This is a genomic window from Kitasatospora sp. CM 4170 (genome assembly GCF_032110285.1).
Lineage (GTDB): Bacteria > Actinomycetota > Actinomycetes > Streptomycetales > Streptomycetaceae > Kitasatospora > Kitasatospora aburaviensis.
Window position 1 is genome coordinate 5,415,336 of sequence record NZ_CP134877.1, and the last position, 24,364, is coordinate 5,439,699.

23 protein-coding genes and 1 tRNA gene are annotated in these 24,364 nt (G+C 73.8%); 17 read left to right on the top strand and 7 right to left on the bottom strand.

What is annotated here, in order from left to right:
* The first annotated feature begins 205 nt into the window (after positions 1–205).
* Complete coding sequence (gene galE / locus RMN57_RS23200) at positions 206–1,168, top strand: UDP-glucose 4-epimerase GalE (RefSeq protein WP_313765256.1); 963 nt, start codon at positions 206–208, stop codon at positions 1,166–1,168.
* Positions 1,169–1,312: 144 nt separating this feature from the next.
* Here the strand turns inward: galE and RMN57_RS23205 are convergent, their stop codons facing one another.
* Positions 1,313–1,972 carry a TetR/AcrR family transcriptional regulator gene (locus RMN57_RS23205; RefSeq protein ID WP_313765257.1) on the bottom strand — a complete coding sequence of 220 codons (660 nt, stop codon included), beginning with the start codon at positions 1,970–1,972 and terminating at the stop codon, positions 1,313–1,315.
* 117 nt (positions 1,973–2,089) lie between these two features.
* On the opposite strand from RMN57_RS23205, the gene RMN57_RS23210 reads away from it, so the two are divergent.
* The 4 genes from RMN57_RS23210 to RMN57_RS23225 all read left to right on the top strand — a co-directional run bounded on the left by RMN57_RS23210 (position 2,090) and on the right by RMN57_RS23225 (position 7,065).
* Positions 2,090–2,671, top strand: a complete 582-nt coding sequence (locus tag RMN57_RS23210) for an NAD(P)H-dependent oxidoreductase (RefSeq protein WP_313765258.1) — start codon at positions 2,090–2,092, stop codon at positions 2,669–2,671.
* A 64-nt stretch (positions 2,672–2,735) separates the two neighbouring features.
* Positions 2,736–4,256 carry a DHA2 family efflux MFS transporter permease subunit gene (locus RMN57_RS23215; protein ID WP_313765259.1) on the top strand — a complete coding sequence of 507 codons (1,521 nt, stop codon included), beginning with the start codon at positions 2,736–2,738 and terminating at the stop codon, positions 4,254–4,256.
* Positions 4,257–4,443: 187 nt separating this feature from the next.
* The gene (locus tag RMN57_RS23220; protein WP_313765260.1) at positions 4,444–5,409 is read left to right on the top strand and encodes a LuxR C-terminal-related transcriptional regulator; all 966 of its coding nucleotides are present in this window, start codon (positions 4,444–4,446) and stop codon (positions 5,407–5,409) included.
* Between the two features lie 69 nt (positions 5,410–5,478).
* Positions 5,479–7,065, top strand: coding sequence for a nucleoside-diphosphate sugar epimerase/dehydratase (locus RMN57_RS23225; protein ID WP_313765261.1), 1,587 nt, complete (start codon positions 5,479–5,481; stop codon positions 7,063–7,065).
* A gap of 120 nt (positions 7,066–7,185) precedes the next feature.
* Here RMN57_RS23225 and RMN57_RS23230 read toward each other — a convergent pair whose 3' ends face one another.
* Positions 7,186–7,683, bottom strand: a complete 498-nt coding sequence (locus tag RMN57_RS23230) for a MarR family transcriptional regulator (protein ID WP_313765262.1) — start codon at positions 7,681–7,683, stop codon at positions 7,186–7,188.
* Positions 7,684–7,794: 111 nt separating this feature from the next.
* Between RMN57_RS23230 and RMN57_RS23235 the strand changes: the two genes are divergently transcribed.
* The gene (locus RMN57_RS23235; RefSeq protein ID WP_313765263.1) at positions 7,795–8,586 is read left to right on the top strand and encodes a methyltransferase domain-containing protein; all 792 of its coding nucleotides are present in this window, start codon (positions 7,795–7,797) and stop codon (positions 8,584–8,586) included.
* A gap of 20 nt (positions 8,587–8,606) precedes the next feature.
* Here RMN57_RS23235 and RMN57_RS23240 read toward each other — a convergent pair whose 3' ends face one another.
* On the bottom strand, positions 8,607–9,209 hold the full coding sequence (locus tag RMN57_RS23240) for a TetR/AcrR family transcriptional regulator (protein WP_313765264.1): 603 nt from the start codon (positions 9,207–9,209) through the stop codon (positions 8,607–8,609).
* Between the two features lie 173 nt (positions 9,210–9,382).
* Positions 9,383–10,354 carry a fatty acid desaturase gene (locus RMN57_RS23245; RefSeq protein ID WP_313765265.1) on the bottom strand — a complete coding sequence of 324 codons (972 nt, stop codon included), beginning with the start codon at positions 10,352–10,354 and terminating at the stop codon, positions 9,383–9,385.
* Positions 10,355–10,531: 177 nt separating this feature from the next.
* Here RMN57_RS23245 and RMN57_RS23250 point away from each other — a divergent pair, with 177 nt between their 5' ends.
* The 10 genes from RMN57_RS23250 to RMN57_RS23295 all read left to right on the top strand — a co-directional run bounded on the left by RMN57_RS23250 (position 10,532) and on the right by RMN57_RS23295 (position 18,792).
* A complete protein-coding gene (locus tag RMN57_RS23250; protein WP_313765266.1) occupies positions 10,532–11,221 on the top strand; it encodes a helix-turn-helix domain-containing protein in 690 nt (229 codons plus the stop codon).
* A 7-nt stretch (positions 11,222–11,228) separates the two neighbouring features.
* A tRNA-Gln gene (locus RMN57_RS23255) sits at positions 11,229–11,300 on the top strand.
* A 131-nt stretch (positions 11,301–11,431) separates the two neighbouring features.
* Positions 11,432–12,889, top strand: coding sequence for a bifunctional UDP-N-acetylglucosamine diphosphorylase/glucosamine-1-phosphate N-acetyltransferase GlmU (gene glmU / locus RMN57_RS23260; RefSeq protein WP_313765267.1), 1,458 nt, complete (start codon positions 11,432–11,434; stop codon positions 12,887–12,889).
* A 201-nt stretch (positions 12,890–13,090) separates the two neighbouring features.
* A complete protein-coding gene (locus tag RMN57_RS23265) occupies positions 13,091–14,068 on the top strand; it encodes a ribose-phosphate diphosphokinase (protein WP_313765268.1) in 978 nt (325 codons plus the stop codon).
* 279 nt (positions 14,069–14,347) lie between these two features.
* Complete coding sequence (locus RMN57_RS23270) at positions 14,348–14,938, top strand: 50S ribosomal protein L25/general stress protein Ctc (RefSeq protein ID WP_313765269.1); 591 nt, start codon at positions 14,348–14,350, stop codon at positions 14,936–14,938.
* Between the two features lie 106 nt (positions 14,939–15,044).
* Complete coding sequence (gene pth, locus RMN57_RS23275; protein ID WP_313765270.1) at positions 15,045–15,626, top strand: aminoacyl-tRNA hydrolase; 582 nt, start codon at positions 15,045–15,047, stop codon at positions 15,624–15,626.
* Positions 15,627–15,789: 163 nt separating this feature from the next.
* Positions 15,790–16,521 carry an ABC transporter ATP-binding protein gene (locus RMN57_RS23280; RefSeq protein ID WP_313765271.1) on the top strand — a complete coding sequence of 244 codons (732 nt, stop codon included), beginning with the start codon at positions 15,790–15,792 and terminating at the stop codon, positions 16,519–16,521.
* Between the two features lie 142 nt (positions 16,522–16,663).
* On the top strand, positions 16,664–17,008 hold the full coding sequence (locus RMN57_RS23285) for a hypothetical protein (protein ID WP_313765272.1): 345 nt from the start codon (positions 16,664–16,666) through the stop codon (positions 17,006–17,008).
* Between the two features lie 100 nt (positions 17,009–17,108).
* Positions 17,109–17,633 carry a SigE family RNA polymerase sigma factor gene (locus RMN57_RS23290; protein ID WP_313765273.1) on the top strand — a complete coding sequence of 175 codons (525 nt, stop codon included), beginning with the start codon at positions 17,109–17,111 and terminating at the stop codon, positions 17,631–17,633.
* Positions 17,623–18,792: a hypothetical protein gene (locus tag RMN57_RS23295; protein WP_313765274.1), complete on the top strand. Its 1,170-nt coding sequence runs from the start codon at positions 17,623–17,625 to the stop codon at positions 18,790–18,792. The genes RMN57_RS23290 and RMN57_RS23295 overlap by 11 nt, the downstream gene beginning before the upstream one ends.
* Positions 18,793–18,860: 68 nt before the next feature.
* On the opposite strand, the gene ppc is transcribed toward RMN57_RS23295, so the two are convergent.
* Positions 18,861–21,680 carry a phosphoenolpyruvate carboxylase gene (gene ppc / locus RMN57_RS23300; protein ID WP_313765275.1) on the bottom strand — a complete coding sequence of 940 codons (2,820 nt, stop codon included), beginning with the start codon at positions 21,678–21,680 and terminating at the stop codon, positions 18,861–18,863.
* 262 nt (positions 21,681–21,942) lie between these two features.
* On the opposite strand from ppc, the gene RMN57_RS23305 reads away from it, so the two are divergent.
* Positions 21,943–23,211 carry a histidine kinase gene (locus tag RMN57_RS23305; RefSeq protein WP_313765276.1) on the top strand — a complete coding sequence of 423 codons (1,269 nt, stop codon included), beginning with the start codon at positions 21,943–21,945 and terminating at the stop codon, positions 23,209–23,211.
* Between the two features lie 47 nt (positions 23,212–23,258).
* Here the strand turns inward: RMN57_RS23305 and RMN57_RS23310 are convergent, their stop codons facing one another.
* Positions 23,259–23,807 (bottom strand): SUKH-3 domain-containing protein, encoded by a 549-nt coding sequence (locus RMN57_RS23310; protein ID WP_313767930.1) that lies wholly within the window; start codon positions 23,805–23,807, stop codon positions 23,259–23,261.
* 47 nt (positions 23,808–23,854) lie between these two features.
* The gene (locus RMN57_RS23315) at positions 23,855–24,316 is read right to left on the bottom strand and encodes a YwqJ-related putative deaminase (RefSeq protein WP_313765277.1); all 462 of its coding nucleotides are present in this window, start codon (positions 24,314–24,316) and stop codon (positions 23,855–23,857) included.
* Between the last annotated feature and the right edge of the window lie 48 nt (positions 24,317–24,364).

Here is a 24,364-nt window from a genome sequence, read left to right on the forward strand (position 1 = left end):
GGCCGCCGAGCGCCGGCCGCGGGCGGGGGCGCGCGGGCGCCGCGGCCCGGCCGGACCGCTCGCCGGCGGGTTCGCCGGGCGGTTCCCCGGGCGGCTCCCCGGGCGGTCCGGAGCACCCCCGGCGGCCAGGGACAATAGGCCCCAGTCCTACGTACGTCACCGATGTCCGCCGACCCGGCGGGCATCGCCCGCTGGAGGTCTCATCATGAGTAAGTACCTGGTCACGGGTGGCGCCGGCTATGTCGGCAGTGTGGTCGCCGCCCACCTGCTGGAGGCGGGGCACCAGGTGACCGTCCTGGACGACCTCTCCACCGGCTTCCGCGAGGGCGTGCCGGCCGGCGCCGAGTTCGTCGAGGGCCGGATCCAGGAGGCCGGCAAGGTCCTGGACGGCTCCTTCGACGGCGTGCTGCACTTCGCCGCCTCCTCGCAGGTCGGCGAGTCGGTGGTGGACCCGGAGAAGTACTGGCGCAACAACGTGGCCGGCTCGCTGGAGCTGATCAGCGCGATGCGCGCGGCCGGTGTGCGCAAGCTGGTCTTCTCCTCCACCGCCGCCACCTACGGCGAGCCGGAGGTCGTGCCGATCGCCGAGACCGCCCGTACCGCGCCGACCAACACCTACGGCGCCACCAAGCTGGCCGTCGACCACCTGATCACCAGCGAGGCCGTCGCCCACGGCCTGGCCGCCGTCTCGCTGCGCTACTTCAACGTGGCGGGCGCGTACGGCGCCTACGGCGAGCGGCACGACCCCGAGTCGCACCTGATCCCGCTGGTCTTCCAGGCCGCCCTCGGGCAGCGCCCGCACATCGCGGTGTACGGCGACGACTACCCGACCCCGGACGGCACCTGCATCCGCGACTACATCCACGTCGCGGACCTGGCCGACGCCCACCTGCTGGCGCTGGACGCGGCCAAGCCGGGCGAGCACCTGATCTGCAACCTGGGCAACGGCAGCGGCTTCTCGGTGCGCGAGGTGATCGAGTCGGTCAAGCGCGTCACCGGCCGGGAGATCCCGGTGCAGGTCGCCGGCCGCCGCGCGGGCGACCCGGCCGTGCTGGTCGCCTCCGCCGACCGCGCCCGCGAGGCCCTGGGCTGGACCCCGCGCCGTCCGAACCTGGACGACATCGTCGCCGACGCGTGGAAGTTCACCCTGGAGAAGAACGGCCGCTAGGACGTGCCCCCGAGGGGGCATCCCGAAGCGCCGCCCCGACCGCCGGGGCGGCGCTTCGGCGTTTCCGCGGGCCCGGCGGGCTGCCCCGCCCCGTTGCGCGTCGGCGCCGCGCGCCCCGTTCCGCCCCGCCGCCGCGTGCCCGTGCTACCGCGCCGCCGGTGCGGCGTAGGCGCGCAGGAAGGCCTGCACGCCGCTGGTGATGATCTCCTCGGCCGTCGCCGGGTCGATCGGGTGCGCGCCCCAGTACGTGCGCTGGGTGACGGCGCTGCCGGTGAGCTGCACGAAGTGCTCGGCGGCCCGCACCGGATCGGGCGCCACCAGCAGCCCGCGGTCGGCCAGTTCGCCGAAGCCGGCGGCCAGTTCCCGCAGCGCCCGGCGCGGCCCGGTCTCCTGCCAGGCGTCCAGCAGCTCCTTCGGCAGGTGGCCGGCGTCGGCGTTGATCTGCCGGACCAGCGCGAAGTGGTCGGCGAACCGGCCGAGCACCTCCACCCAGGCCAGGGCGAGCGCGGTGAGGTCCGCCTCCAGGTCGGTGACCTTGGCCAGGTTGCGCTCCACGACGTCCAGGTGGGCGTCGCTGACCTGGGCCGCGCTCTCCAGGACGACGGTCCGGAAGAGCAGCTCCTTCCCGGCGAAGTGGTTGTAGATGGTGCGGGTGGAGACCCCGGCCTCGGAGGCGATGGCGTCGATGCTGGCGCGGGAGTAGCCGTCCCGGCCGAAGACCGTCCGGGCCGCCCCGGTGATGGCCTGCCGCTTCTCGGCCAGTCCGCGGCGGGGCTTGGTGGTGCTCTCGTGCTCACTGGTCACGGACCGGCCTCCTAGAACTTTGCAGTCACCGTTGTACTTATTGCCATGCACGTTGTACTGTACCTGATGCGCCGCCAGATCGGGCGGCAGTGACGAACACTCGATCCGGAGGCTGCTGTGCCCGAGACCCCTTACCGCGTCGCCGTCATCATCGGCAGCAACCGCCGGGGCCGCTTCGCGCCGAACGTCTCCGACTGGTTCCTGCGCACCGCCGCCGACCGGAGCGACCTCGACCTCGACGTGGTCGACCTCGCCGAGCACCCGCTGCCGGACCTCGGCAACGGGCCCACCCCCGAGCAGGCCGAGGTGCTGGCCGCACTCTCGCTCCGGCTGGCCGCCGCCGACGCCTTCGTGGTGGTCACGCCCGAGTACAACCACAGCTTCCCCGCCGTCCTGAAGAACGCCATCGACTGGCACAAGGCCGAGTGGGCGGCCAAGCCGGTCGGCTTCGTCTCCTACGGCGGCATCGGCGGCGGCCTGCGCGCCGTCGAGCAGCTCCGGCTGGTCTTCGCCGAGCTGCACGCCGTCACCGTCCGGGACACCGTCAGCTTCCACAGCGCCTGGGCCGTCTTCGGCGACGACGGCGAGCCGGTCGACCCCGCCGTTCCCACCGGCGCGGCCAAGGGCATGCTCGACCAGCTCACCTGGTGGGCGCGGGCCCTCCGGGACGCCCGCACCGCCCACCCGTACGGCGCCTGAGCCGCACCCGACCGCCGGGGCCGCGCCGCCGCACGCCGCCCCGGCCCACCACCAGGGGGGACCGATGAGCACCACCGCCGCACCCGCCACCACCTCACCCGCACCCGCCGCCGGCCGGGCGGCCGCCGCACCCGCCCCGCGCACCGCGGCCGTCGCCGCCGTCGTGGTCCTCGGCTCGCTGATGACCGTCCTCGACACCACGATCGTCAACGTCGCCCTCAACCGCCTCGCCGAGGACTTCGCCGCCCCGCTGGCCACCATCCAGTGGGTCACCACCGGCTACACCCTCGCCCTCGCCACCGTCACCCCGGTCACCGCCTGGGCGATCGGCCGGTTCGGCACCCGCCGCCTCTACCTCACCGCGCTCGCCCTGTTCGTGCTCGGCTCCGGCCTCGCCGGCACCGCCTGGGACGCCCCCTCGCTGATCGCCTTCCGGGTCCTCCAGGGCCTCGGCGGCGGCATGGTGATGCCGGTCGGGATGACCGTCCTGGTCCGCGCCTCCGACCCGGCCCGCACCGGCCGCACCATGAGCGTGCTCGGCATCCCCGTCCTGATCGGCCCGCTCGCCGGCCCGGTGCTCGGCGGCTGGCTCGTCGACGAGGCCACCTGGCGCTGGGTGTTCCTGGTCAACCTGCCGATCGGCCTGCTCGCCCTGGCCCTCGCCCTCCGGCTGCTGCCCCGCGACACCGGCGACGGCACCCGCCGCCGGCTGGACCTGCCCGGCCTGCTGATGCTCTCCCCGGGCCTGGCCGCCCTGATCTACGGCCTCGCCGCCGGCGCCGAGCGCGGCGGCCTCGGTGCCCCGGACGCCCTGCTGCCGACCCTCGCCGGCGCCGCCCTGGTGGCCGCGTTCGCCGTCCGGGCGCTGACCGCCCGCGACCCGCTGATCGACCTGCGCCTGCTGCGCCGGCGCGCCTTCGCCGGCCCCGCCGCCACCCTCGCGCTCTTCGCCTGCGGCTACTTCGGGTCGATGCTGCTGCTCCCGCTCTACTACCAGCTCGTGCGCGGCCAGAGCGCCACCGACGTCGGCCTGCTCGGCATCCCGCAGGCGCTGGCCACCGGGATCACCATGCAGATCGCCGGCCGGCTGACCGACCGGATCGCCGCCGGCCGGATCGTCCTGACCGGCGCGGCGGTCGCCACCACCGGCTTCCTGGCCTTCACCGTCCAGGTCGCCGCCGGTACGCCGTACTGGCAGCTGATCGCCGCCCTGGTGCTGATGGGGACCGGCGTCGGGATGACCATCATGCCGACCATCGCCGCGGCCACCCGCGGAGTCGCCCCCGCCGACGTCCCGGCCGCGACCACGCTGGTCACCATCGTCCAGCAGGTCGCCGGCTCGACCGGCACCGCGCTGATGTCCGTGCTGCTCACCGGCGCCCTGGCCGGCCACCTGCCGGACGGGGGAGGCCTGGCCGCCCTGCACGGCCTGGACGCCGCCGCCCGCGCCGCGCTCGCCCCCGGCCTCGCCGCCGCCTTCCGGGACACCTACGGGTGGGCCGTCGCGCTGCTCGCCCTGGCCCTCCTGCCGGCCCTGCTGCTGCCCCGCAGGGGTCCCAAGTCACGCCAAGTGCGCACCTCCTGACGAAACTTCACCAAACCCCCACCGAGCCGCCCCCCACCCCGTACGCTGATTCCGGTACCGGTGGGGGTCGGTGCCGTCGGCCTTCGCGGCACCGGGAGGCGGACGGCGGACGAGTGCCCAGGTCACGGCGGTGCAGCCGGGTGGTCGCCCCCGGGCACCGGCCCGGTCCGGGCAGGGGGGAGTGACGATGGGGCGGATCCGCGTCCTGGTGGTCGACGACCACCGCATCTTCGCCGAGGCGCTGGCGGCGGCACTCGCCGCCGAACCCGACGTGGAGGTCGGCGCGGCCGGCAGCGCGGCGGCCGCCGAGCGGGCGCTGGAGCGCGCCGCCGTCGAGGGCCGCGGCTACGACGTGGTGCTGATCGACGCCGACCTCGGCGCCGACACCGCGGCCGCAGGCGCCCGGAAACCCCGCCGGCCCGGCGCCGACCCGCCCGAACCCGCCCGCCGGCGCCCGTCGGCAGCCGTACCCGCACCCCGGCGCCCGGCCATCCCGCCGGCCCACGTCCCACCCGCGCACCCGGCGTCCGCGCACGCCCCGCAGGCACACCTGCCTCCCGCGACGCACCCCGCGGCCACCCCGCACCAGCCCGCGGCCCACTCCGCCGCCACCCCGGCACCCGACGGCATCACCCTGCTCGCCCGGGTCCGCCGAGGCCACCCGGCCCTGCGCGCGATCGTCCTGGCCACCGCCGACGACCCGCACCGCGCCGCCCGCGCCCTGCACGCCGGAGCCACCGGCTGGGTGGCCAAGGAGAGTTCACTCGCCCGCCTGCTGGCGGTGATCCGCGGCGTACTGCGCGACGAGACGCACCTGCCGCCCGCCCTGCTCACCGGCGTGATCCGGGAACTCACCACCGCCCGGCGGGACCGCACCGAGAGCGAGCGCCTGGTCGACACGCTCACCCCGCGGGAGAAGGAGATCCTGCGCTGCATGGTCGCCGGCCTCGGCCGGCAGGCCGTCGCCGAGCGCCTCTACCTCTCCCCGCACACCGTGCGCACCCACATGCAGAACGTCCTCGGCAAGCTCGGGGTGCACTCCACCCTCGCCGCCGTCGCGGTCGCGCGCCGGGCGGGCGTCAGCCCGTCCGAGCCGGCCGCGCCCACAGCCCCGCCGTCCGTCGCCTCGACCACAGCTCCCGGCGCCGGCTGATCCGCCCGTAACACCCAGGTACGGCTCAGGTCCGTCAGGTCCGTCAGGTCAGGGAAATCCGGAGGACAGATGTCGTCGCACAGCACTTCCGCACGCCCGCACACAGCCGGGGAGAACCGAACAGCCGAGGCCGGCCCGCGCGCCGGCGGCCCCGGCCCGGCCCGGAGCGCACCGCCGACGGGCCTGCGCACCCTGGTGGTCGGCGCCGGCGCGGCCGGCACCGCGCTGGTCCGCGACCTCGGCCGGGCGCCCGAGTTCGGCCTCGCCCCGATCGGCCTGCTGGACGACGACCCGGCCAAGGCCGGGCAGTCCGTCGACGCCGTCCCCGTCCTCGGCACGCTCGCGGAGCTCACCGGGCTCGCCGTCCGCCACCGCGCCCAGGTGGTCGCGCTGGCCATCCCCGGCCTCGCCCCGCAGCGGGTCCGCGCACTCGCCACCGCCGCCGCCGCCGCCGGCGCCGCCGTCCGCTACCTGCCGTCCTTCCTCGCCGCGCTCCGCCGCGAGGTGGTCGGCTCGGACATGCGCAGCCTGGACGTCAACCGGCTGATCGGCCGGCACGAGGTGCACGTGGTCTCCGCCGACGTCCGCGACGTCATCGAGGGCCGGCGGGTCCTGGTGACCGGCGCCGGGGGCTCCATCGGCAGCGAACTCTGCCGCCAGGTCCACGCGTTCAACCCGAGCGCGCTCTACATGCTGGACCACGACGAGTCCAACCTGCACCGGCTCCAGCTGGAGATCTGGGGCGAGGCGCTGCTCACCGACGACTCGCTGGTGATCGCCGACATCCGGGACCGCCCGCGGATCCAGCAGATCTTCCGCGACCTCAAGCCGGACGTGGTGTTCCACGCCGCCGCCCACAAGCACCTGCCGCTGCTGGAACGCCACCCCAGCGAGGCGGTCAAGTCCAACGTGCTGGGCACCGACCACCTGGTCGAGGCCGCGCTGGCCACCGGTGTCGAGCGGTTCGTGCTGATCTCCACCGACAAGGCCGCCGACCCGACCTCCGTCCTGGGCGCCAGCAAGCGCCTGGCCGAACTGATCGTGCAGGCCAACGCCCGGGACGCCCGCAACCTCGGCACCGGGGTCTTCTCCGCGGTCCGCTTCGGCAACGTGCTGGGCTCGCGCGGCTCGCTGCTCTCCGTCCTGGCCGAACAGCTGCGCAGCGGCGGCCCGGTGACGATCACGCACCCCGACGTCACCCGGTTCTTCATGACCATCGAGGAGGCCGTCGGCCTGGTGCTGGAGTCCGGCCGGATGGCGCACGGCGGCGAGGTGTTCGTGCTGGACATGGGCGAGCCGGTGCGGATCGTCGACCTGGTGCACAACTTCGCCGAGCAGGTGCAGCTCGGCCGGGACGAGGTGGAGATCCGCTACACCGGCCTGCGGGCGGGCGAGAAGCTGAACGAGGCGCTGTTCTCCGAGGGGGAGGAGCGGCTGCCCACCGCGCACGCCCGGATCTACGCCACGGTGGCGGAGTCCGCCGCCGGCCCGGAGGACCTCGCCGGCGGGCTGACCGGCCTGTACGCGGCGGCGGCGGGCAACAGCGACGAGGAGGTGCGGCGGCGGCTGGCCGCGCTGCTGCCCGGCTACCGGACGGCGGAGGCCGAGCCGGCCCCGGTGCCCGCGCTCAGCACCCCGTACCCGGACGGGTTCTGAGCCCCGCGGGGCCCAGCGGTCGGGGCGGGCGAGGCCCGTGCCCGGTCGCCGGCGCCGCCCGTGCGCGGGCCGGCGCCGTCCCGTCCGGGGCGCCGACGTCCGCGCCCCGGGCGCGGTGGATCAGCCCGGGATGTTGTCGAAGGGGGCGACCAGCAGCCGGAGCAGCCCGGCGAGCTCGCCCTGCTGGACGGCGGTGAGCTGGGCGAGCAGCTCGCGCTCGTGCGCGAGCAGACCGGCGAGTGCCTGGTCCGCCCGGTCACGGCCGTCGTCGGTCAGCCGGACCAGCACGCCGCGCCGGTCGTCCGGGTCGGGCAGGCGCTTGACCAGGCCCTTGCCGGTGAGGCGGTCGATCCGGTTGGTCATCGTGCCGGAGGTGACCAGCGTCTGGGTGAGCAGCTGGCCGGGGGAGAGCTGGTACGGGGTGCCGGCCCGGCGCAGCGCCGTCAGCACGTCGAACTCCCAGGGCTCCAGACCGTGCTCGGCGAAGGCCGTCCGGCGGGCACGGTCGAGGTGCCGGGCGAGTCGGCTGACCCGGCTGAGCACCTCAAGCGGTTCCACGTCGAGGTCGGGGCGCTCTCGGCGCCATGCTGCGACCAGGCGGTCGACCTCGTCCTCCATGGCGATCAGTGTATCGGGGGTTGTGTCGATGTGAAGTCTCTTGACATCGAGAAATGTAACGTGGAAGCTGCGGCCGGATATCTTGATGTCGAGATACATGCGAGGTGGACCATGAACACCCCCGCCTGGGACCCCCACCAGTACCTGCGCTTCGCCGACGAACGCACCCGCCCGCTGCACGACCTGCTCGCCCGCGTCCCCGCCCTCCCCCGTGAACCCGCACCCACCGTCCTCGACATCGGCTGCGGCCCCGGCAACTCCACCGCCGTCCTGCGCGAACGCTGGCCACAGGCCCGCATCACCGGCATCGACAACTCCGCCGAGATGCTCGCCACCGCCCGCTCCACCGGCGAACCCACCGCCGACTACCTGCTCGCCGACGCGACCGACCACGACCCCGCCGACGCCGAACCCGACCTGATCGCCTCCAACGCCACCCTGCAGTGGATCGACGGACACCTCGGCCTGCTGCCCCGCTGGGCAGCCGCGCTCAAGCCCGGCGGCGTGATCGCCTTCCAGGTCCCCGGCAACTTCGACTCACCCAGCCACACCACCCTCGCCGAACTCCGCCGCAGCCCCCGCTGGCGCGACACCCTCGGCGACACCGTCCGCGCCGGAGTCCACGACCCGGCCGACTACCTCCGGGCACTCGCCGACACCGGCTGCACCCCCGACGTCTGGGAAACCACCTACAGCACCCTGCTCACCGGCCCCGACCCGGTGCTGGAGTGGGTCAAGGGCACCGCCCTGCGCCCCGTCCTCACCCGGCTCACCGACCCCGCCGACCGGAACGCCTTCCTCGACCAGTACGGCGCCCTGCTCCGCGAGGCCTACCCGGCCGGACCACACGGCACCGTCTTCCCGTTCCGACGCATCTTCGCGGTAGGCGTCAAACAGGGCTGAGGCCCGCGGCCCCGAAGGCGCTACGACTTCCGATCGCCCACCAGCTTGGGGTGCCGCTCCATCCCCTCCAGGCCGTGCCAGGCCAGGTTCACCAGATGGGCGGCCACCTCGGCCTTCTCCGGCTTGCGCACCTCCAGCCACCACTGACCGGTCAGCGCCACCATCCCCACCAGCATCTGCGAGTACATCGGCGCCAGCCGCGCGTCGAACCCCCGCGCCTTGAACTCCAGCCCCAGGATGTCCTCCACCTGCGTCGCGATGTCACTGATCAGCGACGCGAAGGTGCCCGTCGACTGCGCCACCGGGGAATCCCGCACCAGGATCCGGAAACCGTCCGTCGACGTGTCGATGTAATCCATCAGCGCGAACGCCGCCTGCTCCAGCAGCTCCCGCGAATGCCCCCCGGTCAACGCCCCCGTCACCATGTCCAGCAACAGCTGCATCTCGCGGTCCACCACCACCGCGTACAGCCCCTCCTTGCCCCCGAAGTGCTCGTACACCACCGGCTTCGACACCCCGGCCCGCTCGGCGATCTCCTCCACCGACGTGCCGTCGTAGCCACGCTCCGCGAACACCGTCCGACCGATCTCCAGCAGCTGCTCCCGACGCTGCTTGCCGGTCATCCGCACCCGGCTGCCCCGCCGGCGGCCCCCCGACGCAGCCTCGCCGGCCGCCGTGCCGGCACGCGGACGGTCCGGCGCCGCACCGGGCGCGGCGTCCGTCCGCGTGCTCTCGTGGCCGCCTGTGCTCTCTGCGCTGCTCCCGTTCACCCCTACATCATGCTGCAGGCGCGCCCTCATGCGGCGCGGCGGGCGGCGATCCGCTGCGCGTCCGGCCAGCGGACGTCCCTGGCCCAGCCGGCCAGCTCGAACCAGCGGATCAGCCGGGCCGAGGAGTCGATCTGCCCGCGCAGCACACCGTGCCGGGCCGAGGTCGGGTCGGCGTGGTGCAGGTTGTGCCAGGACTCGCCGCAGGAGAGCACGGCCAGCCACCAGACGTTGCCCGAGCGGTCCCGGGAACGGAACGGGCGCGCGCCCACCGCGTGGCAGATCGAGTTGATCGACCAGGTGACGTGGTGCAGCAGCGCCACCCGGACCAGCGAGCCCCAGAAGAACGCCGACAGCGCACCCTGCCAGGACATCGTCACCAGCCCGCCCACCAGCGGCGGCACCAGCATCGAGATCAGCGTCCAGAGCCAGAACAGCCGGGAGATCATCCTTATGGCCGGGTCGCGCACCAGGTCCGGCGCGTACTTGAGCTGCGGGGTCTGCTCCTCGTCGAAGAGCCAGCCCATGTGCGCCCACCAGAGGCCCTTGAGCAGCGCCGGGACGGTCTCGCCGTAGCGCCAGGGCGAGTGCGGGTCGCCGTCCTTGTCGCTGAACCGGTGGTGCTTGCGGTGGTCGGCCACCCAGCGCACCAGCGGGCCCTCGATGGCGAGGGAGCCGGCCACCGCGAGCGCCAGCCGCAGCGGGCGCTTGGCCTTGAAGGCGCCGTGGGTGAAGTAGCGGTGGTAGCCGATCGTGATGCCGTGGCAGGTGAGGAAGTACATGCCGGTGGCGATCGCGAGGTCCGTCCAGCCCAGCCCCCACCCCCAGGCCACCGGCACGGCGGCGAGCAGGGCGACGAACGGTACGGCGATGAAGAGCGCGAGCGTGATCCGCTCGGCGATCCCCTGCTTCTCCCCACCGCGGGTGGCGGAGAGCAGGGTCGGGGCGGGATCGATGGGGAGCGCGGTGTCGGCGCGCGCCTCGCCGGCCTGGATGGTCATGAGCGTCCCTTGAGGGAGGGGGAGAGAGGTTACGTGAGCGTAACCTACGGCATCGTAGGTTCTGCCCGGCCACCAGGGGAATACGCCGCCGCCCGGCGCTTGAGTGAATTCACCCGACCGGATGGATGAAGGGCGGATGTGCCCCGTGTCGGGACGACCCGCACACAGAATCGCCGCATGCGAGCCAAGACCGAGCAGCGCGAAGCCGCCCGCCGCCTCCGGGCCCAGGGTCGGACATACGACGAGATCCAGGCGGAGCTGGGGGTGTCGAAGAGCTCGATATCCCTGTGGGTGCGGGACCTGCCGGCGCCGAGGCCCAGCCAGGAGCGGATGCGGAAGGCCTCCGAGGCGCGCTGGGGTCCACTGCGGCGCCAGCGGGAGGAGGAACGCCGGGCCACGAAGGCAGCCGCTGCTGCCGAGATCGGCCCGATGAGCGACGATCGTCTGTTCCTCATCGGCGTCGCGCTGTACTGGGCGGAAGGCTGCAAGGACAAGCCGTACGACCGGCGGGAGAAGGCAACCTTCATCAACAGCGATCCGGGGGTCGTGCTGGTCTATCTCGCCTGGCTCCGGATGCTGGGAGTGTCGGAGGAGCGCTGGCGGCTCAGGGTGTCCATTCATGAATCAGCGGACGTGTCCGGGGCCGAGCACTTCTGGTCGGAGGTCGCAGGCGTGCCGGTCGAACGCTTCCAGCGTGCGACGCTCAAGCGGCACAACCCCAAGACGGTGCGGAAGAACGTCGACGAGCGCTACCGCGGGTGCCTGGTTGTCAGCGTGCTGAGCAGTGCCGAGTTGTACCGCCGGATCGAGGGATGGTGGATTGGCATAGTAGATACCCAGCGCAGGCCCCACTCGGGTAGGGTCTGAGCAACAATCCGCCGTGGTGTAATGGCAGCACAGAGTCCTTTGGAGACTCCAGGTCTGGGTTCGAGTCCTAGCGGCGGAGCCGGTCTTTCTGGTGTATCAACCTGCCGCCGGTATTGTCTGTGGCGCTCGGCGGACTGTGCGAAGGCGACCGGCCTGTGTCCCGGCCGGGCTGCTTTCCCTCCCTGTGAACCGACTGAGGAGCCTCCCCCCGTGAGTGCCAATTCCCCTGCTGCCGTTGTCGTGCTTGCCGCCGGTGGCGGGACCAGGATGAAGTCGAACAGCCTGCCCAAGGTGCTGCACGAGGTGTGCGGGCGTTCCCTGGTGGGGCACGCGGTGGCGGCGGCCGAGGAACTGACGCCGGAGCAGCTGGTCGTGGTGGTCGGCCACATGCGGGAGAAGGTGGAGGCGCACCTGGCGGCGCACTACCCGGGCGCCCGCGCCGTGGTGCAGGAGGAGCAGAAGGGCACCGGGCACGCGGTGCGCACCGCGCTGGAGGCGCTGGCCGCCGACGGTGTGGAGCTGGACGGCACGGTGATCGTCACGACCGGGGACGCGCCGCTGCTGACCGGGTCGACGCTGGCCGCGCTGGCGGGGGCGCACACCGGTCAGGGCAACGGTGTGACCGTGCTGACCGCCGTGGTGCCGGACCCGTTCGGCTACGGCCGGATCCTGCGGGACGGCGTGGACGGCGCGGTGTCTGCGATCGTCGAGGAGAAGGACGCCTCGGACGCTCAGCGGGAGATCGCCGAGATCAACTCCGGGGTCTTCGCCTTCGACGCGAAGCTGCTGGCCGAGGCGCTGGCCCGGGTCACCACCGACAACGTGCAGGGTGAGGAGTACCTCACCGACACGCTGGAGATCCTGCGGACGGCCGGCCACCGGGTGGGGGCCGTGGTGGCGGCGGACTACCGGGACATCCTGGGCATCAACGACCGGGTGCAGCTGGCGCAGGCCCGGCGGCTGCTCAACGACCGTCTGCTGGAGCGGGCGATGCGGGCCGGTGTGACCGTGGTGGACCCGGCCACGACCTGGTTCGACGTGCAGGTCTCCTACGAGCCGGACGCGGTCGTGCTGCCGAACACCCAGCTGCAGGGCCTGACCCACCTGGGCGAGGGCTGCGAGGTCGGCCCGAACTCCACCCTCACGGACACCCGGGTGGGTGCCGGCGCGCGTGTGAGCAACACCACGGCGGACCGCGCCGAGGTGGGCGAGCTCGCGACCGCCGGCCCGTACGCGTATCTGCGGCCGGGGGCGAAGCTGGCCCGCAAGGCGAAGGTCGGCACCTACGTCGAGATCAAGAACTCGGAGCTGGGTGAGGGCGCCAAGGTGCCGCACCTCTCCTACATCGGCGACGCGACCATCGGTGAGGGCACCAACGTCGGTGCGGCCTCGGTGACGGTGAACTACGACGGTGTGAACAAGCACCGCACGGTGATCGGGGCCCACTGCCGTACGGGCTCGGACAACATGTTCATCGCGCCGGTGACGGTCGGTGACGGCGCTTACACGGCGGCCGGTTCGGTGATCACCTCCGACGTCGCGCCGGGCGCACTGGGCGTCGCCCGGGCGCAGCAGCGCAACATTCCGGGCTGGGTCGAGCGCAAGCGTCCGGGGACGGCATCGGCGCAGGCCGCGGCTGCTGCTGCGGAGGCGGTCGGGGAGGCCTGAGCGGGCGGGGCGGGAGTCCGAGGGGCGGTACCGGGGCGGACGGTTTCTGCGCGGGCGCGTAACCTTGGGGACATACGTACGCCATAGGGCTCACCGCCCGTGTCCAGGCGTGCGGATATTCCCCGACCCCTATCGCCAGCGGGCTCGTGCCTGTCTGCGGTGCGGACGGGTTCAGCGTCAGCAACGCGAGGAGACGGTGCAGTGAGCGGGATCACGACGTCGGGTGAGAAGAAGCTGAAGCTCTTCTCCGGCCGTGCCCACCCGGAGCTGGCGGGGGAGGTGGCTGCGGCGCTGGAGACCGAGTTGGTCCCGACCAAGGCCCTGGACTTCGCCAACGGTGAGATCTACGTCCGCTTCCTGGAGTCGGCGCGTGGAGCGGACTGCTTCGTGATGCAGAGCCACACGGCTCCCATCAACCAGTGGATCATGGAGCAGCTGATCATGATCGATGCTCTGAAGCGGGCTTCCGCGAGGAGCATCACCGCGATCCTGCCGTTCTACGGCTACGCCCGTCAGGACAAGAAGCACCTGGGCCGCGAGCCGATCTCCGCCCGCCTGGTCGCCGACCTGCTGCGCCAGGCCGGCGCGGACCGGCTGATGGCGGTGGATCTGCACACCGCGCAGATCCAGGGCTTCTTCGACGGCCCGGTGGACCACCTGTTCGCGCTGCCGCTGCTGGCGGACTACGTGGGCGAGAAGGTCGACCGGTCGAAGCTGACGATCGTCTCGCCGGACGCCGGCCGGGTGAAGGTGGCCGACCAGTGGTGCGACCGTCTGGACGCCCCGCTGGCGATCATCCACAAGCGTCGTGACATGACGCAGGCCAACACCATCCTGTCGGCCGAGGTCGTCGGTGACGTCCGGGGCCGGGTCTGTGTCCTGGTCGACGACATGATCGACACCGCCGGCACGATCTGCGCCGCGGCCGACGCGCTGTTCGAGAACGGTGCCGCGGACGTCCTGGTGGCGGCCACCCACGGGGTGCTGTCCGGCCCGGCGGCGGACCGCCTGAAGAACTCGCGGGTGAGCGAGTTCGTGTTCACCAACACGCTGCCGACCCCGGCGCAGCTGCAGCTGGACAAGATCACCACGCTCTCCATCGCCCCGTCGATCGCGGCCGCGATCCGCGAGGTGTTCGAGGAGGGCTCGGTCACCAGCCTGTTCGAGGGCGTGCACTGACGAAGCCCCGCGTCGGCGGCCCCGGTCCTCGGTGGACCGGGGCCGCCGCCGATTTCGCGGGAGGCGGCGGGTGCGGTTAGACTCGTGAAACTGCTCGGCGAGGGATGCCGTGTGCCTGTTCGCGGGTGCGCGCTCCGTGATCGACGCGCTGCCGATGCCGGCCCCCGGTCATCTGCAGAGGTCGTACGCCGCCGAGTGACCCCCGAATGTTCTGAGGGTGTGGTCCCGGCGGTTTTTCGTTGTCTGCACCCCCGCGCCAGTCTTCCGAGGAGTGCAGTCGTGTCCGAGATCCGCCTTGCCGCTGAGACCCGTTCCGAGTTCGGCAAGGGTGCCGCCCGTCGCGCCCGCCGTGCCGGTTTCGTCCCCGGTGTCGTCTACGGCCACGGCCACGCGCCGGTTCACCTGAACCTGCCCGGCCACGACCTGATGATGGCCCTGAAGACCCCGAACGCCCTGCTGGTCGTGCCGATCGACGGCAAGGACGAGTACGTGCTGCCGAAGGCCGTCCAGCGCGAGGCCATCAAGCGCACCATCGAGCACGTCGACCTGCTGCTGGTCAAGCGCGGCGAGAAGGTCACCGTCGAGATCCCGGTCCACACCGAGGGCGAGCTGGCCCCCGGCGGCAACCTGCTGGAGCACGTCCTGCAGGCCCTGCCGATCGAGGCCGAGGCCACCCACCTGCCCGAGGCCGTCACCGTCTCGGTCGAGGGCCTGGAGGCCGGCGCCTCGATCCACGCCAAGGACATCACCCTGCCGTCCGGCGTGACCCTGGCCGTCGAGGCCGACGCCGTCGTGCTGCAGGTCATCGCCGCCCAGGCCGCTCCGGTCGAGGAGGAGGCCGCCGAGGCCGAGGCCGGCGCCGAGGCCTGAGCCTTCCGCACAGCCTGACCGCTGCCCCGGTCGCTCCCGCTGGAGCGCCCGGGGCAGCGGCGTGTCCGGGAAGATGGCGGTGAACGTGACCACGAGGAGCGGCGGGATGAGCGAGAACGCGTACGAGGGCCCCTGGCTGGTGGTGGGCCTGGGCAACCCGGGTGAGCAGTACGCCCGGAACCGGCACAACATCGGGTTCATGGTGGTGGACCTGCTGGCTCAGCGGATGGGCGCGAAGTTCAAGGCGCACAAGAGCCGGGCCCAGGTGGCCGAGGGGCGGCTGTCGGGGCAGCGGGTGGTGCTCGCGAAGCCGATGTCGTTCATGAACCTCTCCGGCGGCCCGGTGACGGCGCTGCGGGACTTCTACAAGGTGCCGGCCTCGGCGGTGGTGGCGGTCCACGACGAGCTGGACATCGACTACGCGGCGCTGCGGCTGAAGCTGGGCGGCGGGGACAACGGCCACAACGGCCTGAAGTCCATCACCAAGTCGCTCGGCCCGGACTACCACCGGGTGCGCTGCGGGATCGGCCGGCCGCCGGGCCGGATGGAGGTCGCGGACTTCGTCCTGAAGGACTTCTCCGGTACCGAGCGCAAGGAGCTGGACTGGTTCGTGGACCGGTCGGCCGATGCGGTGGAGGCGCTGCTGTCGGAGGGGCTGGAGCGGGCGCAGGGGACGTACAACTCCTGACCGTGCCGGCACGGTCGGAGCCGACCCGGCGTCAGTTCCCGGAGCCGGCGCCCGCGGCGGCGGATGCGGGAAGTCCGCCGCGCCGGGGCGGCGGGGCTGCTTCAATCGGGGACGGGGTGCGCACCGGGGGAGTGCGGCCCCGTCGGTCCCGAGGGGAGCAGCCGTGCCGGAGGCCCGGACCCGTCCGAGCGGCGGGGGGAGCGACCGGGCGCCGGTGATCCGGCTGCGCGGGGTCGCGCGGACGTTTCCCGGCCCGCCGCCGGTCACCGCGCTGCACCCGGCGGACCTGGACGTCGCGTCCGGTGAGTACGTGGCGGTGGTCGGCCCGTCGGGGTCCGGCAAGTCCACCTTCCTCAACCTGCTCGGGCTGCTCGACCGGCCCAGTGCCGGGACCTACGAGCTCGACGGCGTCGACACCGGGGCGCTCTCCGAGGCCGACCGCAGCGCGCTGCGCGGCAGCCGGATCGGCTTCGTCTTCCAGTCCTTCCACCTGCTGCCGTACCGCACCGCCGAGGAGAACGTGATGCTCGGTCGGCTCTACCACCGGACCGCGCGGTCCGGGCGGCGCAAGGCCGCCCGGCAGGTCCTGGAGCGGGTCGGGCTGGGGCACCGGATCGGCGCGCTGCCCGCGCGGATGTCCGGGGGCGAGCGGCAGCGGGTGGCGATCGCCCGGGCGCTGGTGAACAGGCCGTCGCTGCTGCTCTGCGACGAGCCGACCGGCAACCTGGACTCGGTGACGGCCGGGCGGGTGCTGGAGCTGTTCGAGGAGCTGAACGCCGGCGGGTTGAGCCTGTTGGTCATCACGCACGACCGCGAGGTCGCGGCCCGGGCCCGGCGTACCGTCGGGATCCGGGACGGGCGCCTGGAGGGCGGGGCGGCGGGCGCCGAGCGGTAGGGCGGCGCGGGGGCGGCGTCGAGGCGGCGTGTCGCACAACAGTCGTACAACGCTTGGTCGGTCAAACCTGAATGAGTGTGAGAAACCTGTGCCGATCCGATAGCGTCGGCCGGGTACGCGAACGGGTCCTGGGGAGTTCTCGATGCGCAGTTTTCGTCCGGTCCGGCGCCTTCGGCGGATCCGGGTGGTTCGGCTGAAGCAGCTCGGCCGGCGGGTCGGCACGGCCGGTGCGTTGGGCACCGCCGGTGCGCTGGGTGCGGCCGGGGTGCTGTTCTCCGGCGGCGGTGTGGCCCATGCGGAGAACGTCGCGGAGCCCGATCCGGGTGTGGTGTCCCCGGAGCCGGCGGCGGCGCAGTTCGGTCCGGTGCTCGGCGGTTCGGTCGGCGGCGACGCCGGTCTGCTGGCCGTCGGCGGCGGCCTGGTCGTGGCGGCGGGCGGTGCGGCCCTGTGGGTGAAGCGCCGCCGCGCGGGCGATCTGGGGGAGTGACGAGGTCCGGAGGGGCCGGGTCCGGGGTTCCGGGCACCGGCCCCTCCGGCATTCTCCGCACGGTGTCATCCGTTTCCGGCGGCCCGTGCGTCCTGGGGGCATGAAGCGCGAATCGATGCGGTCGGAGGGCGCCGACGGCGACCCGTTCGACGAGTTCGTCGCGGCCCGGTACCCGGCACTGCTGCGCGGTGCCTTCCTGATCACGGGGGACGTCCACGACGCCCGGGACCTGCTGCACGACGCCCTGGCGCGGGTCTACCCGAAACGGTCGGTGATCCGGGACCCCGCGGCGACCGAGGGCTACGTACGCCGGGCGATGGTGCGTACCCATGTCTCGCGGTGGCGGCGGACCCGGCGGGAGGTGCTGACCGCGGTGCTCCCGGACGGCCCGGCGGCCGGCCCGGACACCGAGCGGGACGAGCAACTGGCGGTGGCGCTGCGGGTGCTGCCGCCGCGGCAGCGGGCGGCCGTGGTGCTGCGGTACTACGTCGACCTCCCGGTGGCGCGGGTCGCCGAGGAGCTCGGCTGTTCGCAGGCGACGGCGAAGACCCATCTGGCACGTGCGTTGAAGACGCTCCGGCAGGAGCTGGCACCGGCGAGGGAGATGGTGGGCCATGGCGGTTGAGGGGACGGACGGGTTCGAGGAGGAGCTGGTCGTCCGGCTCGGCGAGCAGGCGGAGGCGGTGAACGGCGCCGCCGTGCCGCTGGCCGAGCTGCGGCGGGCCGGTGAGCGGCGTGCCCGGCGGACGGTGGCGCTGCGGGTCGCCGCCGGGGCGGCGGTCCTGGCGGTGGGCGTCGGCGGGCTGACCCAGCTCGGCGGTGGTGGTGGCGGTGGCGGGGGGACGGGTCTGGCTCCGGCCGGTGCGGCGTCCTCCGGCCCGGGTTCGACGGATCCGTTCGGGGCGGAGGAAGGGCCGGTGCTGTCCTGTACGGCGGGGCCGACCGCGCTGCGGACGCCGGGCTGGGGCGGTGCGTCGGGCAGTGCGTCGGGCGGGCCGTCGTCGGGCGGTGCGTCGTCGGGTCCGGGCGGTTCGTCGCCGTCCGGCGGGCCCTTCACCGGGTGGCCGTCCGCGTCGTCGTCGTCCGGCGGACCTTTCACCGGCGGGCCGTCCACCGGGGCGCCGTCCTCCACTGGCGGGCCGTCGTCCGGGGCGCCGTCCTCCACTGGCGGGCCGTCGACCGGGGCGCCGTCCTCCACTGGCGGACCGTCCACCGGGGCGCCGTCGACCTGGACGGGGCTGCCGGTCCCGACGCACTCGTCGGCCTCGTCCGGCCCGACCGGCCGCCCGACGGGCGGCCCGGCCACCGGGAGCGCGACCGGCGGTGCGCCGTCCTCCGGCCGGCCCTCCCCGTCCGCCTCCGCGGGCGGCGGCGGCCTGCTGGACACCCCGGCGGGCCGGGCGGCCCAGGACATCAGGACGCTGGGCGCGCAGCGCTACCCGGACCAGTACTTCGGCGTCTGCGTGGACCTCGGCACCGACACGGTGCACGTGCTCCGCGTGCCGGGCGGCGGCTTCGACCAGGCGGTGCGGGACTCCGTCCGGAACGCGCTGGTGACGGTGGCCTTCCGGGACGCGGCCGGCTCGCGCCGGCAGGCGCAGGAGGTGCTGCTGCGGATCACCGCGGACGCGGAGTACTGGCGGGCGCGCGGGCAGCAGCTGTTCGGCACGCTGGCCGGGGACGGCGCGGGGGTGATGGTGTACGTCACCGACGCGGCGAAGGCCCGGGACGAGGTGGTGGCCCGGTACGGGCCGCTGGTCGCCGAGGTGCGCCAGCTCGGCTGACCGGGACGAACGGGAGGGGCCCCGCGGCACGCGCGTGCCGCGGGGCCCCTGCGGTGTCCGGGCGCCGGTCAGCCGGTGTTGCGCAGGCCGGCCGCGATGCCGTTGACGGTCAGCAGCAGTGCCCGGGCGCGCAGCGGGTCCTCGTGCCGGCCGGCCGCGACCTCCTCGCGCTGGCGGCGCAGCAGCGCCACCTGGAGGTAGGAGATCGGGTCGAGGTAGGCGTCGCGGACGGTGAAGGTCTGCTTGAGCACCGGGTTGTGCTCCAGCAGTTCGCTCTCGCCGGTGAGCCGGAGCACCTCGCGCAGGGTGAGCTCGTGCTCGGCGGTGATCTGGTCGAAGACGTGGTGCAGTTCGGCGGGCACCAGCTGCTCGACGTAGTGGCGGGCGATCCGCAGGTCGGTCTTGGCCAGCGTCATGGCGACGTTGGACAGGAAGTTGCGGAAGAAGTGCCACTGGCCGTACATCTCGTCCAGCACGTCGCCGAGGCCGGCCTCGCGGGCGGCGGCGAGGCCGGAGCCGACGCCGTACCAGCCGGGCACGATCTGGCGCGACTGGGTCCAGCCGAAGACCCACGGGATGGCCCGCAGACCGTCCAGTCCGGCGCCGGAGTCCGGGCGGCGGGACGGGCGGGAGCCCAGGTGCAGCGAGGCGAGCTGGTCGACCGGGGTGGCGGCGAAGAAGTACTTCGGCAGGTCGTCCTGCTCGACCAGGGCGCGGTACGAGTCGTGGGCGGCGGCGGAGACCCGGTCCATCGCGGCGTCCCAGCGGGCCAGCTCCTCGGGGGCCTGGCGCGGGGCGGTGTGCAGCGCGGAGGCGGCCAGGGTGGCCGAGATGGTCAGCTCCAGGTTCTCCCGGGCCAGCGAGGGCAGCAGGTACTTGTCGGAGATGACCTCGCCCTGCTCGGTGACCTTGATCTCGCCCTCCAGGGTGCCCCAGGGCTGGGCCAGGATGGCCTCGTGCGAGGGGCCGCCGCCGCGGCCGACGGTGCCGCCGCGGCCGTGGAAGAGGCGCAGCCGGATGCCGTACCGGTGGGCGACGTCGCGCAGTCGGCGCTGGGCGCGGTGGATCTCCCACTGGGAGGTGGTGATGCCGCCGAACTTGGAGGAGTCCGAGTAGCCGAGCATGACCTCCTGGACGTCGCCGCGCAGCGAGACGAGCAGCCGGTAGGAGGGGTCGGAGAGCATCTCGTCGAGGATGCGGTCGGCCTTCTGGAGCTCCTCGGTGGTCTCCAGCAGCGGCACGATGCCGATCTTGGCGATGCCGGCGTGCAGGTCGACCAGGCCGGCCTCGCGGGCCAGCACGGTGGCGGCGAAGACGTCGTCGGCGCCCTGGCACATGGAGATGATGTAGCTCTCGACGATCTCGTCGCCGAACCGCTCCAGGCCCTCGCGGATGGTGCTGAAGACGCCGAGGGTCTTGGTGCCGGCGGCGTCGAGCGGGGCCGGGGTGGGGGCGAGCGGCCGGCGCGAGCGCAGCTCCTTGGCGAGCAGCCGCTGCCGGTACTCGCGCGGCATGTCGGCGTAGCGCCAGGCCTCCTCGCCGAGGCGGTCGAAGAGCTGGCCGAGGGCGTGGTGGTGGGCCTCGGCGTGCTCGCGGACGTCCATGGTGGCGAGCTGCAGGCCGAACGCCTCGACGGTGCGGATGGCGCGGGCGAGGCGGCCGTCGGCGATCAGCTCGCCGCGGTGGGCGCGCAGCGAGTCCTGGATCAGCCGCAGGTCGGCGATCAGCTCGCGGGTGCCGCGGTAGTCGCGGCCCTCGACGTGCGGGGTGCCGTGGGCGAGGCGCTCGCGGGTGTTCTCCAGCTTGAGCCGGACGCAGGTGGCCTTGAGGCGGTAGGGCTCCTCGGCGTTCATCCGCTTGTAGCGCGGGCTGAGTTCGGGGAGCACGTGCAGGTCGTTGTTGAGCGAGGCGAGCAGTTCGACGGAGGCGCCGGCCAGCCGCTCGGAGGTGGAGAGCGAGTTGCGCAGGTCGTCGACGGCGGCGAGGGCGTCCTTGATGCCGTACTCGTGCTGGAGGTTGAGGACGTCCCAGGTGACCTGCGGGGTGACGTTGGGGTTGCCGTCGCGGTCGCCGCCGATCCAGGTGCCGAAGGTGAGCGGGCGGACGCCGTCGGGCAGGGCGAGGCCGACCCGGGCGAGCTCCTCGTGCAGCTCCTCCAGGACCTCGGGGACGGCTTCGCGGTAGAGCTCGTCGAGGTAGTAGACGGCGTTGCGGGCCTCGTCGGTGGGCTCGGGGCGGGCGATCCGCAGCTCGTCGGTCTGCCAGAGCAGGTCGATCACCTCGGCGAGGCGGCGGTCGGCCTGGCGCTGGAGGGAGGTGCGCCGGGCGGCGGCCCGGTCGCCGGCACCGGGGGTGCCGGCGGCGGCGAGGCCGGAGGCGATCTGCTCGCGGTGGATCCGGTCGAGGAGCTCGCCGACGCGGCGGAGCTTGTTGAGGACGCTGCGGCGGGCGGCCTCGGTGGGGTGGGCGGTGAAGACCGGGCGCACCGAGAGGTGGGCCAGGGTGTCTTCGAGGTGCTTGGGGTCGGCCTCGGCGAGCTGGTCGGCGGTCTGGGCGAGGAGCGAGCCCTCGCGGGCCCGGCGGGTGGCGAACTCGCGGCCGCGGTGCACCTGCTCGGTGACGTTGGCGAGGTGGAAGTAGGTGGAGAAGGCGCGGACCAGCTTGGCGGCGGTCTCCAGGTCGATGTCGGAGAGCAGCTCGGCGGTGGCCTCGCCGTCGGTGCGGCTGAGGAGTCGGACCTGTTCGACCAGGCCCAGCAGCTGGGGGCCCTCCTGACGGACCAGCGTCTCGCCGAGCAGGTCGCCGAGGCGGCGGATGTCCGCACGCAGGGCGGCGTTGTCGGCGACGGGCGTGGGGCTGTCCGCCGGGGTGGGGACCGGAGCGGTCACGGCTGGCTCCCTGTGGTGGTGGGGTTCGGCAACGGCTCATCGCCACAGTTCAGTGCGCGTGTGGCGCCTGTGACGCGTGCGGACCGCGCTGTCCGACGCGACCCAGCATAGGTGTCGGGAGGGGTGGTGTCCGCGAGGTGGCCGGATGCCGGACAAGATCACTGTCAAGCTTTGTGTGGTCTGGACCACTTGCCCGTCCGCCGAGGTGTACGGGGGGAACCGGGTGGGGGAGGGGGAGGGTTCGCGCTTAGGCTGTGGGGCTATGAGCAAGTCGCCTGGGGAGCGCGTGCGGGGTCGGTCGTTCTGGTGGTGGGAGCGTCGGCGCAGCGCTCTCCTGGACATCGGCCTGGCCGCGCTGGCGGCGCTGGAGTGTGCGGCGAGCGGGGTGGCCTTCCTGGCGCCCCGGGTCCACCTCCCCCCGCTCGCGATCGCCGGGGTCGCGCTGTTCGGCGCGCTCGCGGGCGCCAGCCTGGTGCTGCGCCGGCGCTGGCCCGCCGTTCCGGTGCTGGTCGCGCTGGTGGCGATGCCCGGGATGCTCGGGGTGGTGCTGCTGGTGGTCTCGCTCTACACGCTGGCGGAGACCTGGGAGTGGCCGTCCCGGCGGCGCCGGGTGGTGGCGCTCTCGGCGCTGGCCTTCGCCGAGGCGGTCGGCGTGATGATGGTGACGATGCTGGCGCCGGGCGAGGCGTCGGTGGAGCAGCCGCCGCTCTGGGGCCAGATCCTGCTGGCGGTGCTGGTGGCCGTCGGCCTGACCGTGCCGCCGGTGGTGACCGGCCTCTACGTGGGTGCGCGGCGGCGGTTGATCGAGTCGCTCAAGGACCGCGCGCACGGCCTGGAGACCGAGCTGGACCTGCTGGCCGAGCAGGCCCGCGAGCGTGCCCGCCGGGCCCGGCTGGAGGAGCGGACCCGGATCGCCCGGGAGATGCACGACGTGGTGGCGCACCGGGTGTCGCTGATGGTGGTGCACGCCGGGGCGCTGGAGCGGATCGTGGTCAAGGACCCGGAGAAGGCGGCGCAGAGCGCCAAGCTGATGGGCGAGGTCGGCCGGCAGGCGCTGAACGAGCTGCGCGAGATCCTCGGCGTGCTGCGGATGTCGGACGAGACGGCGCCGGAGCCGGACTCGTTGGCCGGCCTGCCCCGGCTGGTGGACCAGTCCCGGGCGGCCGGGATGGCGGTCACTCTCACCGTCAGCGGCAGCCGCCAGGAGTTCACCACCGAGGCCGAGCAGACCGCCTACCGGGTGGTGCAGGAGGGCCTGACCAACGCGCACAAGCACGCCGGCGGCGCGGAGGTCTCCGTCCTGCTGGCCTACGCGCCCAACGGTGTGCGGGTGAGCGTGGTGAACGCCTGCCCGGGCGGCGAGCGGAGTGCGGCGGCGCTGCCCAGCGGGGGCAACGGGCTGGTCGGCATGCGTGAGCGGGTGGTCGCGCTGGGCGGCACCTTCTCGGCCGGGCCGGAGCGGGACGGCGGGTTCCGGGTGGAGGCCGTGCTGCCGTCCCGGCTGGCGGTCCGCGCCGACCGGCTGGTCTGAGCCCGGGGTGCGGCGCCCTCGCCCGCTCCGGCGGGTCGGGGTGGCCGTCAGGCCTCGTCGGCGGTGCGCAGCCGCTTGGGGGCGGTGCCGAGCACGAGCGCGGTGATCGCCTGGTCGATGCCGTGGCCGAGGAACCACTCGCCGGTGTGGTCCAGGCTGTGGACCCGGCCCTCCTCGTCGATGGCGAGCAGTGCCTGCCCGTACGCCTCCTCGCCGAGCGGGGCGAGCCGGGTGTCCAGGGCGCGGCCGAGGTCGGCCAGGGTGCGCGGCTGGTGCAGCCCGCAGAGCGGGTCGATCAGGAACGGGGTGCGGGCGAGCTGGCGCCCCGGGCCGGACAGGTCGAAGGCGAGCCCGCCGAACTCGGCCCAGGCCTCCACCGCCGCCGGGAACACCGAGTGCGCCACACCGGTCGGGCTGCCGTGGCCGGCCAGGGTGTCGGCCCACACCTCGGCCTGCCGGATCTCCCAGCGGCCGGGGTGCCAGCCGGCCGCCTTGAGCTCGGCGGCGACGTCGGCGGGGAAGCGCGGGCGGGTGCGGACGGCCGGGGCGCCGAGCGTGGTCGGAGGCGGCGGCGGGGGAGGGCTGGGCGGATTCAGGACGGGCTCCGGTGGTTCGGGAACAGGGGGGCGTACGGGGCGCGCGGTCAGCGCCCGGTCGGACCGACCGCAACGCTCTGCACGGTGAAGTGCTCCAGCATCGGTATGCAGGAGCGGCAGGGCGGGGCGTGGGTGCCGTGCGCCGGGTCGTGCTCCTCGCGGATCCGAACGGTGGTCAACCGCGAGCCCTTGAGCGCCTTGCGGGCCTCGTTCAGGCTCATCGGCTTGCGGGAGGCGCGCTTCGAGCGTCTGCCGTCGACCGCGGCCAGGTACTGGGAGAGCAGCACGGCCTCCGGGCAGCGGCCGGTGAAGCGCTCGCGGTGCTCCAGCGGCAGCGCGTCCAGGAACCCCCCGACCAGCGGGTGCAGCACCGGCCGGCGGGCGGACTTGTCGCCGGCGAGGGTGTGCACCTCGCCGCCCTTCAGCGACAGGGCGGCGGCGACGGCGGGCAGCAGGCTGTCGCGGTAGTGGTGCAGCAGGGGAGTGCCGGGCTGCTCTTCGGTGGTCATGCGTCGTCCTCCTCCTGTGCCTCTCCGCCGGTGGCGCGGCTGACGGGC